At 50.5% G+C, this 15,779-nt stretch carries 11 protein-coding genes; 2 read left to right on the top strand and 9 right to left on the bottom strand.

Translation table 11 applies throughout. The features are described from left to right. Positions 1-103 precede the first annotated feature (103 nt). The 7 genes from HRU78_04395 to HRU78_04365 all read right to left on the bottom strand — a co-directional run bounded on the left by HRU78_04395 (position 104) and on the right by HRU78_04365 (position 10,376). Positions 104-1,378 (bottom strand): HAMP domain-containing histidine kinase, encoded by a 1,275-nt coding sequence (locus HRU78_04395; protein ID QOJ22980.1) that lies wholly within the window; start codon positions 1,376-1,378, stop codon positions 104-106. Further along, a complete protein-coding gene (locus tag HRU78_04390; GenBank protein ID QOJ22979.1) occupies positions 1,353-2,048 on the bottom strand; it encodes a response regulator transcription factor in 696 nt (231 codons plus the stop codon). The genes HRU78_04395 and HRU78_04390 overlap by 26 nt, the downstream gene beginning before the upstream one ends. A gap of 31 nt (positions 2,049-2,079) precedes the next feature. After that, positions 2,080-3,153, bottom strand: coding sequence for a uroporphyrinogen decarboxylase (locus HRU78_04385; GenBank protein ID QOJ22978.1), 1,074 nt, complete (start codon positions 3,151-3,153; stop codon positions 2,080-2,082). Positions 3,154-3,299: 146 nt separating this feature from the next. Then, positions 3,300-4,418: a deoxyguanosinetriphosphate triphosphohydrolase gene (locus tag HRU78_04380; GenBank protein ID QOJ22977.1), complete on the bottom strand. Its 1,119-nt coding sequence runs from the start codon at positions 4,416-4,418 to the stop codon at positions 3,300-3,302. Then, complete coding sequence (aroB, locus tag HRU78_04375; GenBank protein QOJ22976.1) at positions 4,415-6,109, bottom strand: 3-dehydroquinate synthase; 1,695 nt, start codon at positions 6,107-6,109, stop codon at positions 4,415-4,417. Before aroB ends, HRU78_04380 begins: the two co-directional genes overlap by 4 nt. A 68-nt stretch (positions 6,110-6,177) precedes the next feature. Further along, the gene (locus tag HRU78_04370) at positions 6,178-9,336 is read right to left on the bottom strand and encodes a multidrug efflux RND transporter permease subunit (protein QOJ22975.1); all 3,159 of its coding nucleotides are present in this window, start codon (positions 9,334-9,336) and stop codon (positions 6,178-6,180) included. Between the two features lie 11 nt (positions 9,337-9,347). Then, a complete protein-coding gene (locus HRU78_04365; GenBank protein ID QOJ24911.1) occupies positions 9,348-10,376 on the bottom strand; it encodes an efflux RND transporter periplasmic adaptor subunit in 1,029 nt (342 codons plus the stop codon). A 498-nt stretch (positions 10,377-10,874) separates the two neighbouring features. Between HRU78_04365 and HRU78_04360 the strand changes: the two genes are divergently transcribed. Both HRU78_04360 and HRU78_04355 read left to right on the top strand, forming a co-directional pair. Then, on the top strand, positions 10,875-12,584 hold the full coding sequence (locus tag HRU78_04360; protein ID QOJ22974.1) for a multicopper oxidase domain-containing protein: 1,710 nt from the start codon (positions 10,875-10,877) through the stop codon (positions 12,582-12,584). Continuing rightward, a complete protein-coding gene (locus tag HRU78_04355) occupies positions 12,581-13,558 on the top strand; it encodes a copper oxidase (GenBank protein QOJ22973.1) in 978 nt (325 codons plus the stop codon). The genes HRU78_04360 and HRU78_04355 overlap by 4 nt, the downstream gene beginning before the upstream one ends. A 133-nt stretch (positions 13,559-13,691) precedes the next feature. Here the strand turns inward: HRU78_04355 and galU are convergent, their stop codons facing one another. Both galU and galE read right to left on the bottom strand, forming a co-directional pair. Further along, complete coding sequence (gene galU, locus HRU78_04350; GenBank protein QOJ22972.1) at positions 13,692-14,582, bottom strand: UTP--glucose-1-phosphate uridylyltransferase GalU; 891 nt, start codon at positions 14,580-14,582, stop codon at positions 13,692-13,694. A gap of 74 nt (positions 14,583-14,656) precedes the next feature. Further along, entirely contained in the window at positions 14,657-15,694 is a 1,038-nt protein-coding gene (gene galE / locus HRU78_04345) for a UDP-glucose 4-epimerase GalE (protein ID QOJ22971.1), read from the bottom strand. Between the last annotated feature and the right edge of the window lie 85 nt (positions 15,695-15,779).

Below are 15,779 nucleotides of genomic sequence, written 5' to 3'. Positions count from 1 at the left end.
GCTTAGACCTGAAACCCGTGACTGAATTGCCCTTCACGCGGAAACGTTAACACAGGAAATGTGAAGAATTCGTGAAGACAATACCTACTATTTATCAGGGCATTCAGGGAAAAATGATATGGAAAGTTGTGCCTTTTCCCGGTGTACTATCGACTTCAATATTCCAGCCATAGTGATTGCAGATCCGCTTTACAATCGCAAGCCCGATCCCCAATCCCTCTCCTTGCGAAGAGCCGCGAAAGAACCGTTCATAAAGCAACGGTAAATAGGCCGGCTCTATTCCTATGCCGGAATCCGAAACGGATAGACGCCGATTATTAAATTCAATCCGGATATAACCTTGCTGGGTATATTGCACGGCATTTCGGATCAGATTCATCAATGCCGTATGCAATGCCTGCCGGTTGACGCTCAGTACCACGTCAGGAGCAATCAGCACCTCAAACGTAAGATTCTTCCTGGCGATTTCGGTACAGAGCGGATCCGCAGCGTCGTATACACACTCCGCCACGGCGACGGTTTCTATAACACCCAATGCTTGTTCACGCGCAAGGAACAATAATGCTTGCAATTGCTCCCCCATGCGAGTGGCGGCAGATTCGATCATTTTTACGCGATGATAAGCTTTGGCCGGAATATCCGCACCCGTCATCAATAATTCGCAACTGGTCAGAATGGTTGTGATCGGTGTCCTTAATTCGTGACTGATATTCGCGGTAAATTCTTGTTCGCGCTGCAGCATGCGTTTAATGCGATTCTGATAATCATCCAGCGCTCGCGCCAGCTGCGCGACTTCCTCATCCATATCCTGCTGCGCCAAAAGCCCGAGCTGCGCATCACCGGGTGCCAGCCGATTGACTCGTTCCGCCAAATCCGTTACTTGCTGAACCAAAACTTTAGCAAGCAGATAGCCGACAAAAAAAGCGATCGCAACCACAATGAGCCATGACAATACGATCAATAGTCTTAGTTCGCGCAAACGCTGTTTATGGAGCGTAATACGGTAGGCAACCACAAACTTTACCTCGCCAATGGCATGCACCAGGACGTGAAAATCCTCCGTTCCGTAATAGATCCTGTGATAATCCGGATTGAGCCCCCGCAAATAAGCGGGCAACCGGAGTTCTTCCTCCATATTACGAACAACGTAACTTTTCAGATGCGAACCGACCTGGGAAATAAAATCCGAGTGTTTCTGGTAGCGATGAACAAGATGATCCATTTCCATTTTAATCACTTGTTCAATATGCGCTTCCTCAATGTTATCGGAAGCGAAATAAAGAATAATGCACAAGGTACCGACAGTGAAAATACTGAATGTCGCCAATGCTACAGCGACGCGGTAGCGCAGACTACGTTCTATCGGAAATCTGGGCACGGGATGTTAGACAATAACCGAGACCATGAACAGTCTCGATAGGATCGTAGCCGCCCGCCTTGGTTAGTGCGCGCCGCAAAATATGCATATGACTGCGTAACGTATCGCTGGTTTCTTGAACATCCTCCCACGCCTCCAGTTCGAGTTCTTCCCGGCTGAACACCCTGCCCGGCTCGCTCATCATCAATGCCAATAAGCGGATGCATTTGGGGGGGAGTTTGACATTCTTGTTTTCAAAACGAATGGAAAGCGTTTTCGGATCAAAGGAAAGTTTGTCAAATTCCAATGTGCGATTGGCAACTTTCCCGACATGCCGCTTATGCATCGCCAGCAAGCGCGCTTCAACCTCTTTCAGTGCAAACGGTTTGATCAGATAATCATCCGCGCCTTGCTCAAAGCCCGCCAGTTTATCTTCCAGAGTGTCACGTGCGGTCAGCATTAAAATCGGCGTATCAATTTGGGATTCCTGGCGCAATTTCCGGCACAGCGTCATACCGTTCATACCGGGCAAGCCCAAATCGAGCAAAATGGCATCAAAACGTTGCGTCACTGCAAGATGAAGTCCGGCGACACCGTTGACAGCGGCATCCGCCGTATGTCCCCGGGACTCCAAAAAATCGTAAAGATTGGCGGCGATAGCTAAATCATCTTCAATGATCAATATATGCATAAAACTACCCGCAACGATAATTCAAATCCACTCAATTCCTTACCGTATGAAACTCACGGCTTAGCGTATGCACGGCATTCACCAATGCCGCGGCATTCTCCGGCGGCGTAAATTGCGAAATACCATGACCTAAATTAAAGACATGCCCGCTGCCGTTGCCGTAACTCACCAATATCTTGGCCACTTCTTTGGCAATGACGTCGGGAGATGCGAAAAGTACTGACGGATCGAGATTCCCCTGCAAAGCGACTTTATCGCCTACACGCCGCCGCGCCTCACCAATATCAATGGTCCAATCCAATCCGACAGCATCGCAACCTATGTCGGCAATGGTTTCCAGCCAAAGACCGCCGCCCTTGGTGAACACAATGCTGGGAACACGCATGCCATCATGCTCCCGCTTCAACCCGGCAACAATCCGCTGCATATAGCGCAGCGAGAATTCCTTGTAGGCTCCGTCTGAAAGCGCACCACCCCAGGTATCAAAGATCATCACCGCCTGTGCGCCGGATTCGATCTGGGCGTTAAGATATGCCGTCACAGCTTCTGCGTTTACCGTCAGTATGTGATGCAATAACTCGGGACGCTGATACAGCATGGTTTTAATTTCCCGGAATTCGGTACCGCCGCGCCCTTCCACCATATAACAAGCCAGCGTAAAGGGGCTGCCGGAAAAACCGATCAAGGGTACACGATTATCCAATGCCTTACGGATCTGCGAAACTGCATCCATCACATATCGCAATTCCACGCCGGGATCAGGAACCTTGAGTGCGCGGATTTCCTTTTCTTCGCGCAAAGGATGCTGGAACATCGGTCCCTCACCGTGGGCAAAATATAATCCCAGTCCCATGGCATCAGGTATGGTCAGAATATCCGAAAATAATATCGCGGCATCCAATGGAAAGCGGGCCAGGGGCTGCAGCGTGACTTCGGTCGCGAACCCCGGATTTTTGCATAACGATAAGAAATCCCCGGCGCGCGCCCGGGTTTCGTTATATTCCGCCAGATATCGGCCTGCCTGACGCATTAACCAGACAGGAGTGTATTCAACGGGTTGTCTCAGCAATGCGCGTAAAAACGTATCATTTTTCAGTGTTGTCATTCAAAAAGCCTATATTTTTTTTCTTTTGAAAGGCTGCTCCTAGCCAGTATCGAATCTTTTTTCGAGCGCTAATATTACCAGTGAATGGCTAGCGCGTATATTGTTAATCCGATGAATCTTCATTGCTGCATAATTCCGGTGCCTCCCTAGCTTTCCACAATCGCGAATAAGCGTTGGTATTCCTTAATGGCATACCGGTCTGTCATGCCAGCAATATAATCCGCAATCGCCTGATGTCCTTCCTGCTCGAATTTTTTCTGATACTTGGTCGGCAGCAATTGAATCTCCGTGCTAAACGCCGAGAATAACCGCTCGATCGTGTGATGCGCCTTGTTGCTCATACGTACGACGCGAAAATGCCGGTACAAATTATCGAACAGAAATTTCTTCAATTCCTGCTGTTCCTTTTTTATCTGCTGGCTAAATCCGATCAACGGCGGTGCGGCATGAACATCGGTCAAGCTTTCGATTGCGGCGTCTTGGATATTGCAAGTACTTTGCCGGATCAGATCGGTGACCAAGGTATTGATCATACTACGCACCGTTTCGTACACCATTCTGCGTTCTGGTAGCAAGGGATATCGATCCTGCACTTGTTTCAAGTGACGGGAAAAAATGGACACTTCCTGCATGTGTTGTAAAGTGATCAACCCCGAGCGCAGGCCATCGTCGACATCGTGGTTGTTGTACGCGATCTCATCGGCGAGATTGGCCAATTGCGCTTCCAGCGAGGGCCTTTTATGCTGCACAAAGCGTTCGCCCAAGGCGCCCAGTTTCGGAATGCTTTTCCTGGCGACATGCTTCAATATCCCTTCACGGGTTTCGTAGCAAAGATTCAGACCATCGAATGCTGCGTATCGCTCCTCCAGTACATCGACCACGCGTAAAGATTGCAGGTTATGTTCGAAACCACCGTAAGCACGCATGCACTCATTCAGCGCATCCTGGCCGGCATGCCCAAAGGGTGTGTGCCCCAGATCGTGCGCCAACGTGATGGCTTCGACCAGATCCTCGTTCAATCCCAGGTTTCTTGCAATCGAGCGCCCGATTTGCGCCACTTCCAAACTATGGGTCAGGCGCGTGCGGAATAAATCCCCTTCATGATTGACAAAAACCTGGGTTTTATACTCCAGCCGCCGGAAAGCGGCGGAGTGTATGATGCGATCGCGATCGCGCTGAAATTCACTGCGCCCGGCGGGCGGTTCTTCGTGGATCGCGCGTCCGCGTGAATTAGCGGCGGATACCGCATAAGTAACCTGATTCATTCCGCCATACATGTCAGAATAGTTTCGTTCAAAACATCAGGCGCAATATCCGCACGCATTACCGCTTCACCGATGCGGTTAAGCACAATGAAGCGCATTTTTCCGGACTCCACTTTTTTATCCAGTGCCATCAATTGCACATACTTTTCCGCTGCCATTTGCGGTGCGGTCACCGGCAATCCGGCTTGGATAAAAATCTTGCGGATGCGCTGTACATCAGCATCGCCGATCAGTTTCATGCGCCGCGACAATTCCGCCGCCAATACGGTCCCGGCGGCTACGGCTTCACCGTGCAACCAAGTGCCGTACCCCATGCCGTTTTCAATCGCATGACCGAATGTGTGCCCCAGATTCAGCAAGGCACGAATGCCTTTTTCCTTTTCATCGGCCGCGACGATTTCCGCTTTGTTCTCGCAACTGCGCTGGATTGCTTCGTTCATCGTGACTGGGTCGCGTGCCAGCAGACGGTGCATATTTTGTTCCAGCCAATCAAAAAAAGCCGGATCGCGGATCAAACCATACTTGATCACTTCGGCAAGACCCGCACGTAATTCTCTGTCCGGCAAAGTCTCCAAAGTCGCACTATCAGTCAACACCATGCGCGGTTGATAAAAAGCGCCGACCATGTTTTTACCCAATGGATGATTGATACCGGTTTTGCCGCCGACCGAGGAATCCACTTGCGCCAGCAAGGTCGTCGGTATCTGAATAAACGGTACGCCGCGCAAATAAGTCGCCGCCGCAAAGCCGGTCATGTCGCCCACCACGCCGCCGCCCAGCGCCAATAGCGCGGTATTCCGCTCACAATGATTGGTCAGCAAGGCATCAAAAATCAAATTCAAGGTTTCCCAGTTTTTATGCACTTCGCCATCCGGGAGAATGATCGGAACGGAATGGACACCGCGCTTTTCCAGCGCCGTTTGCAGTTTCTCCAGATAAAGCGGTGCAATCGCGGTATTGCTGACGATGGCGACGCGCTTTTGCGGCAAGTACGACGCGATCAAATCAGCTCGCTGTAAAATGCCGTGTCCGATATGGATCGGATAACTGCGCTTTTCCGATGAAGGGGTAAAATCGACCGTAATGGTTTGCATCGTATTTCTCTGGCCACCTTGCATAATCGTGTTGAAATCTATCGATAATAATTTGTTGATCAGTTTCTGGACTAAAAAACGGACACCTTGTTTTCCGCTATCGATGATGATATGGGCGGTTTCCCGGTACAGCGCATCCCGCTGCACGTACAGCTCGTTCAGCTTTGCATACAAATTCTGCGTTTGCAGTAGCGGTCGGTTTTTATCATGCCGGGTGCGCCGGTACAGATCGTTGACCGATGCCCGCAAATAAACCACGATACCGTTTTGTTTCAATAATTGCCGATTGTCGGGATTCAGAACGGCACCACCGCCGGTAGCCAGAATGATATTCCGTTTGCGGGTCAGTTCAAGCAGCACTTCCGATTCCCGTTTACGAAAACCCGCTTCCCCTTCGATTTCAAAAATCACCGGAATTTTTACCCCGGTACGTTCCTGAATCTCGTGATCGGAATCGACAAATTCCTTGCCCAGAGAACCCGCCAGTGCTTTGCCGATGGTTGTTTTACCGGCACCCATCATACCGACCAGAATTATATTGGTATTTTCCAGTTTTTTCTGGATGGGCTGCAGTATTTTTGTTTTACTTAAATTCATAGGCGTGATTGTAGCCGAATTAACATTCTGAACGCAGATGCCCGGACTGACTCAGCATTGGCGGAATGTCAATCGCGCGATTTCCTGATTGGCCGGTATGATAGCGCAGCCGGTTGCTGCACCGCATGCTGCCCACTTGCGGGTTGCTTGGTGTGGCGATAACGCACAAACCAGGAAAAAAACAGCGGGACGAATATCGTCGCCACACACGTGGCCATAATCATACCGCCAAAAACGCCGGTCCCCATCGATTGACGCGCCGCCGAACCGGCTCCGGTGGCGATCACCAAAGGCACGACACCCAATATAAACGCCATCGACGTCATGACGATCGGGCGGAAACGCAGTTGCGCCGATTGAATGGCCGCTTCATAAATACTGACGCCTTCCTTCATTCTCTGGCTGGCAAATTCGACCAATAAAATGGCATTCTTGGCCGTCAAGCCGATTAAGGTCACCATGCCGATCTGAAAATAAATGTCATTGGGCATATCACGCAGCAAAATGGCCGCCAAAGCGCCGACCATGGCAAACGGGATCGCCATGATGACCGCCAGCGGTAAGGCCCAGGTCTCGAATTGCGCGGCGAGAATCAAAAATACCATCACAACCGCCAGACTGAAAGCGAAAACCGCCGCATGCCCCATCTTCTTTTCCTGAAACGCGGTACCGGTCCAGGCAATCTGATAGCCCTCCGGCAATGTTCTCGCGGCGATGTCTTCAACCAACGCGATGGCATCGCCGGAACTGACACCATGCGCACCGCTGCCGACTATTTTTGCCGCCAGCAATCCGTTAAACCGTTCCAATTGCTCCGCCCCGACGATATGCTTCACTTTGCTCAGCGTCGACAATGGAATCATCGCACCGGAATCCGCGCGCACATACACTTTGCCGAGATCCTCCGCCTTCATGCGGTAGGCGGCTTCGGCTTGCAATTGCACGCGATACGTGCGGCCCGAGCGGTTGAAGTCGTTCACGTAAAACGACCCCATAGTGCTTTGCAGCGTGGCGTAGATATCCGAAATAGCGACACCTTGGGCAATTGCTTTGGCTTCATCCACTTCGACAAAATATTGCGGTACCGACGAGCGCAGAAAAGTATTGACTGTGGCAAACCTGGAATCTTGCTTCAATGCCTGCATGAATTCATTGACCACCGTAGCCAATTGCGTGGTATCGGAATTGGTGCGGCTTTGCACGTACAATTCAAAACCGCCGGTACTGCCCAGCCCGCGTATCGCCGGGGGATTGAATGCAATCGCCAAGCCATCCGGTTGCTGTCCGCCGACTAAAAACATCTTACCCACAATATCGGCAGCCGATGTGGTGCGTTGCGACCAATCCTTCAAGCGCACGAACATCGTCGACACATTGGTTTTGTTGCCGCCGCCAATGAAATCCAGTCCATTCACGGCAAACTGAAAAGCCACGGCGGATTCCTTGGCCATCTCGGTGCTGATGGCGTTCGCGGTCTTGGTGGTTCTCGCCAGCGTGGCGCCATCGGGCAGGATGACCGCAGCAATGACGTAGCCTTGATCTTCCGGCGGCACAAAGCTATCCGGAATATTTTTCACCAGATAGACCAATCCCACAATCATCACGACAAACAACAACACGCTCCGGCCGCTATGGCGCAAACTCAAACCGACGGTACCGACGTACAATCCGCGCACATGCTCAAAGCGGTTGTTAAACCAACTGAAAAAGGCCGAGTACTGGTGCGTTGGACGTAGTAATACCGAACATAGTGTGGGTGTCAACGTAAGCGCCACAATACCGGATATCAAGGCAGCAACCGCCACGGTCACGGCAAATTGCTGATACAGTTCACCGGCGATTCCACCGAGAAAAGCCACCGGGATAAAAACCGCCGCCAGCACCATCGTCATCGCGACCACCGCGGTCGATACCTGCTGCATCGCCTTGAGGGCGGCGTCAACCGGCAATAGATTTTCCTGCGTCATCAGCCGTTCGATATTTTCCAGCACCACAATGGCATCGTCGACCACGATCCCGATCGACAGCACCATCGCGAACAACGTCAACGTATTGATCGAATACCCCAGCACCCATAATCCGGCAAAAGTGCCGATCAGGGAAATCGGTATCGCGATGACCGGGATCAGCGTAGCGCGCCAGCTTTGCAGAAAAAGATAAACCACCAGCACCACCAGCAGCATGGCTTCACCGAGCGTTTTCACCACTTCCCAGATCGATGCTTTAACGAATACGCTGGTGTCGTACGAAATGAAGTACTGCAAGCCCTCGGGGAAGTAGTGCTGCAATTCGTCCATCTTGTCTTTAACGGCGGCCGCCGTTTCCAGTGCATTGGCGCCGGTGCGCAAGAAAATACCGATCCCCAGACCCGGTTCGCCGTTCAGCAAAGTCTGCGCGGCATAGTCTTGTGCACCCAATTCAATGCGTGCCACGTCCTTGAGATACAAAACGCCACGCGGACCATCCGAGCGCAGAATAATATTTTCAAATTCCTCCGGTTCCAGTAACCGGCCTTTTGCCGTCACGGTATAGACCAATTGTTGATCGGCAATTGCCGGTTCCTGGCCGATTTTCCCGACCGCCGGTTGCGCATTCTGCGTGCGGATGGCATTGGCGATATCGGTAGTGGTGATTCCCAATTGCGCCATCCGGTCGGGGCGCAGCCAAACACGCATGGAGTAGTCTTGCGCACCGAAAATTCGCGCTTCGCCGACACCCGATGCACGCCTTAAGTCATCCAGGAGATTATTGGTAATGAAATTGCTAAGGAACAGCGTGCTGTGGTTGGGATCCTTCGAGGTTACGGCAAAAACCAGCAGCAGATCGTTGGAGCGTTTCTGCACCGTGATGCCTGAGCGCCTGACTTCATCCGGCAAGCGCGCCAAGGCCGTGTTGATTTCGTTGCTGACATTGAACGTGGCGCGGTCGATATCCGTGCCGATTTCGAATGTGATGGTAATCGTCAAACGGCCGCTGGAATCCGCGCTGGAATTAAAATACAGCAATCCCTCAATGGCGCTGAGTTTCTCCTCGATCGGTGCGGCCACCGTTTTGATCATCGTATCGGCATTCGCTCCCGGAAAATTCGCCGTCACAATAACGGTCGGCGGCGTTATTTTCGGATATTGCTCAATCGGCAATTCCAGCGCCGCGGCCAATCCAGCTAATACAATGACAATCGATAATACCGATGCAAAAATCGGACGGGTGATGAAAAATCTGGCCATGAATACGGTTGCTAGTAATGAGGGGAGATTACTGGTCGTGCAGCAATGGGATCGCCGCGCGATTGCGGCTCAACCGCTTTGCCGGGCATCAGTTTAATGAGATTGTCGACCACCACGCGGTCATCGGTATTCAATCCTTGCAGAATAATCCAATCCTTACCGATCCAGTTATCGACGACCACAGGGCGCTGGATGACTTCATTGCGATCATTCACCACATAAACAAAGCGGCCCATATCGGATGTCAGTACAGCGACCTGGGGTACGATGAACACAGCTCTCGGTTCTCCAGCCGTGACGCGAATACGGACAAATTGTCCGGGCAATATCCGCTGCTCGCTATTGTCAAAGGTTGCGCGAAGTTGCTGCGTACCCAGCAAAGGGTCGATTTTACTTGCGGCAAAATTGATTTTACCTTGCTGCTGATACTCCGATCCGTCCGCCAAGATCATTTTCACACTATGCACATTTTTCTCGCTCAATTGCCCGCCTACCGGCGCGACCTCGTTATCCGAAAAACTGAAGCGCACCCAGATCGGAGACAATTGCGTGAGTGTCGTCAGCAAGCTGTTGTTGGCGGATACCAAGGTGCCTTCAGAGAATTGCGAACGGCCGGTGACCCCCTTTTCCGGTGCTCTGACGGTGGTATAGGACAGATTGAGTTCGGCCTGCTGCACTCGCACTTTCGCCGCTTGCAACGCTGCTTCGGCAATCGCCAGATCCGCTTTCGCCAGATCGTACGCACGCTGACTGACAAAATTTTCAACCAGCAGCTGCCGCTGCCGGTCTTCATCGCTTTTGGCACGCAATACGCGGACATATTGTTCATTATGCGCCGCCCGGGCTTCCGCCAACGCATTTTGAAAAGGCTCCGGATCAATTAAAAATAACGGCTGTCCGGCGCCTACCGCCATCCCTTCGGTATAAAGCCGTTTAAGCAGAATGCCACCGACGCGCGGACGAACTTCGATTTCCTTGGCACCCTCGGTTTGTGCGATGGTTTCCAGACTGATCGGCATTTTTACCGGCTGCATAACCATGACCGAAACCGGTAGCGCTTGATCCGCGCGCGGCGCCGGTTGTGCCGATTCCTTGCCGGTGCACGCAATGAGCAGAAAACCGATCAGACCGTAACAGAATGAAATACCGCAGGTCTTCTTTTTCGGTTGAACAACTTGCGGAAATTTCCAATAGCGATCGTTTAAATCTAGGAAAAAATTAGGGATTGTCACTCGGATAGTTACTGAAAAAATTAAAAAATCAAAATCTCATTTACTATGGAAAAACCACAAAAGCAGAGTTGGGTTCTGTATAATGGTTGCCGATGATAGTTTGATGGATAATGTCGCAGTATTGCATAGATGACGATAAGATGTACCTCATAATTTTACCTGCCAGCAAATACACCGCTCGATGATTACGCCTACAGTTCTGTCATATCAGATAGATACTGGCTATTAAACCCGGTTTTATAAAAACTTTTGATCTGATCAGCCATATTTATTTTAATACTCGATTAATTCTAAAGGTGCGTTGATATGCCTATTCACTTTTTTATTGCCATATTGACTTTTTTCATACTGTCGCCAGTAGCGGCACAAGCATCGCTGAAGCTGCCCGAAACGGTGAAAGTTGATCCGGCTGCGCTCACTGCTGAACCGATGTGCGATCCGAAGATCTCTCCAGCATGGCGCGAAGCTCAGGAAATTGAAGGAATCAAAATAGCAGCATCGCCCGGTTGCAGTCCGGACAATCCGGCCTGGGTCGCGGCAGCGGTTAAAGGAACCAACCATATTTCGATGGACACGCTGATGAAGACAGGCCTTTCACCGGATGCCATCATCAAAACCGATGATTTGGATGGAGACGGCGATCCCGACCGCATTATCATCAAATTGGAAATCATGGAATTGAACGGTAAATCACCTGATTTCCCAGGTCTGTTGCCGACATTCGACATTGCCCCCGGCGTACAGCCTGGTGCATGGGTATTTGCGCCGAAAACCAGCGGCATGTCAACCGAGAATTTTGAAAGTGTCAGAGCAAATCCGCTGCTCAGACTGCCTTCGCCGGTCATTCGTGTTGAAGTCGGTGATATCGTGCAAATCGTGCTGGAAAATACACATTATTTTCCGCACAGCATTCATTTACATGGTGTAGATCACCCTTTTTCGCACGGTGATCACGCCGGTCAGGACGGCGTGCCGCAGACCAGCGAAGTCGAATTGATGCCGGGTGGACGCCGCGTGTATGAATTCCAGGCTAGGCAACCGGGCACTATGTTCTATCACTGCCACGTGCAAACGCATACCCACTTGGCGATGGGTCTGGCGGGCATGATCGTCATCGAGGAAAACAGACCCAATAACTGGCTGCAAACCCTGAATATCGGTGCGGGCCATGTCCGCCATCCATCTGTCGCAGTGCGTGAAAATTTCGATCAGGAATACGATCTGCACTATCACGCTATGGATAAAGAATTGAGCGACATCATTCAAAAATACAATGATCCCCGGCTTATCGCGCGCGACATGAATCAACGCTACGACATCACCGATTCGACCGAGGATTATTACACCCTGAACGGACTGTCGTTTCCTTATACGTTGAGGGAATCCTTGATCATCGTTGAACCTGATCAGAAAGTTAAGCTGCGTCTGTTGAACAGTGGTGGTGAATCGATTGCCGTGCATACGCATGGGCACCATGCCACGATCACGCATTATGACGGTGTAGAGCATAATCCGGTTGCGCAGATCATGCGCGATGTGTTCGACATGGCACCGGCACAGCGTCTCGACCTGAAACTGGAAACCGTCAATGACGGAAAACACAGCTACGGTGAAGGCGATTGGTTGATTCACGATCACCGGGAAAGAGGCATCACCACCAACGGTATGGCCGAAGGCGGCAGCATGAGTTCGATCGTATACAAATCCTACCTGAACGGCAGCGGCCTGCCGAAAGTCAGTCATTTCGGCGTTGATCTGAACAAATACTTCACCAAAGAATATTTCGAAAGAAGGCTGCCCATCTGGCAGGATCTGGATGAATCGGCAAGCCTCGGTTCACCCGGCGGGCAAACCGGCCTCACCCCCCAGGCACAGACTTCATTATTGAATGGTGTGATCGGTCTGCTGATAGGGCTGATCATTTATCTGATTTTCGCCAAACGGGAACAAATCAAGCAAAGCGTTATCGCTGCGGTTTCACGTCTCAAAGGGGCAAAAGGGAGTAACCAATCATGATTAAGACGACAACCATTACTTTCTTACTGGCTGGAATTCTCGCTGTCAGCACGAACGTCATCGCTCAGGATAAAGCTAAAGCGACTGGCAATGAACATGATCATCATGATCATAGCGGTCATAGTATGAATCAGGTTCCGGCAGAGACTGAGGAGCAACAAACCGAGGATCACAGCGGTCACGATCATAGCGACCATGATCATAGTGGCAGTCATGACATCAGCGCAGAGCAGCATACCGATCACAGTGCGCATTCCACCAGTTCGCAATCCGCGGAGCACGGCGATGGGCACCACCATCACCATATGGATCATGATCATATTATGGATCACGAAGGTACCATGATCATGGGGCAAAATTTGGATAAACTGCCCAGCAGCTGCAAGAGTATTTCCGAAGAAGTGGAAATTACCGTGCGTGCCGGCAGAAAATATGCCGCCAAATTTCCCGGTACCGCTTTTGCGTTCGATCAACAGCAATGGCATGTCAAACCTTGCTCCAAAGTTACGTGGAACTTTGTCAATGAAGACGACATCCGGCACCAATTCATGATGCACGGACTGCCGAAATATCTTTATAAATATGGCATGTTCCACTTGGAAGTAACGGGACCTAAAACGGTTACCGGCACTATCATTGTGCCGGGATCCGATGATACGTTCCTCGTTCACTGTGATATCTCGCATCACATGGAAAAAGGGATGAAAGCGCAATTGGTGGTCGGAAAAGGGGCGGAAAACATACCGAGCATTCCCGGTGTGACGCCTTACAATATCAACGATACGTATGAAGCGGAAAATCTGCCCAAAGTCTCGGATAAAGCGGAACAAAATGCAATGGTGCGGCAAATTACCACATTTACCAACAATAATTTGCAAAACTACGGCATGATGCTGATCGGCGCGCTAATCGGATTACTTGGCATACCTCTGATCAGCAAGAGCCCATTCTTCCGCAAGAAAAAAACCAATTAAGCTGAAGCAAAATTTTCAGTTAGCAAATAAAAATAGCCCGGGTAAATCCAGATCTGGATTTACCCGGGCTATTTTTGTATAAAACATCCTCACATTACGAGGTTGGCGTACTGGTTGGTGGTTGGTTGGTCGCTCACTTCTTATTGGGCAAGTTTTTAATCAACTTACTTAAATATTCTCCAAATTCATTTTTAAGCTCGGGGTGCTGCAGTGCAAACTCCACAGTGGCTTCCAAATAACCGGATTTACTGCCGCAATCATAGCGCTTACCGTCAAATTCGTAACCCAGTACCGTTTCGTCTTGCAACAGTTTTGCAATGGCATCCGTGAGCTGAATTTCATTACCGGCGCCCCGCTCGGTTTTCTCCAGCAGCTTGAAAATCCGCGGTGTCAGGATATAGCGGCCGACCACCGCGAGATCGGACGGCGCCTTGTCGACCGGCGGCTTCTCGACAATCGCATTGACTTTGGACAGATTATCGGCGATCGACGTGCCGTTGATAATACCGTAACGATTAACCGTATGATGCGGTACTTTTTCGATTCCTAAGACTGAACAATGGTGCTGCGCGTAAATATCGACCATTTGACTTAAGCAACCTTTTTCGCCGCCATCGATCAAATCGTCGGCCAATAATACCGCAAACGGTTCATCACCAACGACCGATTGTGCGCATAAAACTGCGTGCCCCAAACCAAGCGCCTCGGCTTGTCGGATATAAACGCAATCAATCCGCGACGGCAGGATATTGCAGACGATATCCAGCATTTTATGCTTTTTACCCGCTTCCAGTTTCGTTTCCAGTTCAAATGCCTTATCGAAGTGATCGGGTATGGAGCTTTTATTGCGTCCAATGATGAAAATTAATACGTCGATACCTGCGGCAACCGCCTCCTCTGCTGCAAATTGGATCAATGGTTTATCAACGATCGGGAGCATTTCCTTGGGATTTGCCTTAGTCGCGGGCAAAAAACGCGTACCTAATCCGGCTACAGGAAAAACCGCTTTTCTGATCGCTTTCATTTCTAGTTCTCCTTAATAATAAGTCGTCACAATTGCTTTTACGCGATTCTGATAATCCGGGAAAAGTAACGTACTTAACTTTGATAGCCGCTTGGATTGATACTCTGCCAGTGCCAACTGCTTACGCACATTGCTTCCAACCCGAGCTTCGCTTGCCAGCCCAGAATTTCGGAAGCACGCGTTGGATCGGCATAACAAGCGGCGATATCACCGGAACGCCGCGGAGCGATTTTGTACGGAATAGGCTGTCCGCTCGCTCGTTCGTATGCACGCACCACATCCAGTACGCTATACCCTCGCCCGGTGCCTAGGTTTACGGTCAAGCAACCGGAATGTTGATTACTTTGTTGTGTATGACGCACGGCATCGAGCGCTTCCAATGCTTTAAGGTGTCCGTGCGCCAGATCGACGACATGAATATAATCGCGCACGCCGGTGCCATCCGGTGTAGGGTAATCGTTTCCCCATACATTGAGAGCTTCTCTTCGCCCCACGGCGACCTGCGCCACAAATGGCATTAAATTATTCGGAATTCCTTGCGGATCTTCACCGATCAATCCGCTCACATGAGCACCTACCGGGTTGAAGTAGCGCAATATGCCGATGCGGAATGAATGATCACTGTGCTGCAAATCGCGCAGAATCTCTTCGATCATCCATTTGCTGCGCCCGTAGGGATTCGTTGGTGCCAGCGGATGATCCTCGGTTAGCGGCAACCGCATCGGGTCACCGTAAACCGTTGCCGATGAACTGAATACCAGTGTTTTGACATTGCATTCCTGCATCGCTTCCAATAATCGCAATGCCCCAACGATGTTATTATCGTAATAGGTTAATGGTTTCTCAACCGACTCCCCGACCGCCTTAAGTCCGGCAAAATGGATAACCGCTTTGGCTTTGCAGTGCTGTAATGCTGCCGTCAAAGCAGCGCGGTCGCGGCAATCACCGGTAATTAATCCAGGTTTTCTGCCGGTGATTTTCTGTACACGAGCCAGAGCCTCCGGATTGCTGTTACAGAAATTGTCAAAAATAGTGACATCAAATCCCGCACTGAGCAATTCAACGCAAGTATGTGATCCTATATACCCGGCACCGCCTGTGACAAGAATCATGATAATGGGCCTCGAAGAAAGTCATGAGCTTGAATGCCATGAACCCTGGAAAACGGCAATCATTTATCGCAACAGTGTAACTCGA

This window comes from Gammaproteobacteria bacterium (assembly GCA_015709635.1).
Classification (GTDB): domain Bacteria; phylum Pseudomonadota; class Gammaproteobacteria; order Burkholderiales; family Nitrosomonadaceae; genus Nitrosomonas.
This window is presented reverse-complemented; position numbering and strand designations above follow the sequence as displayed.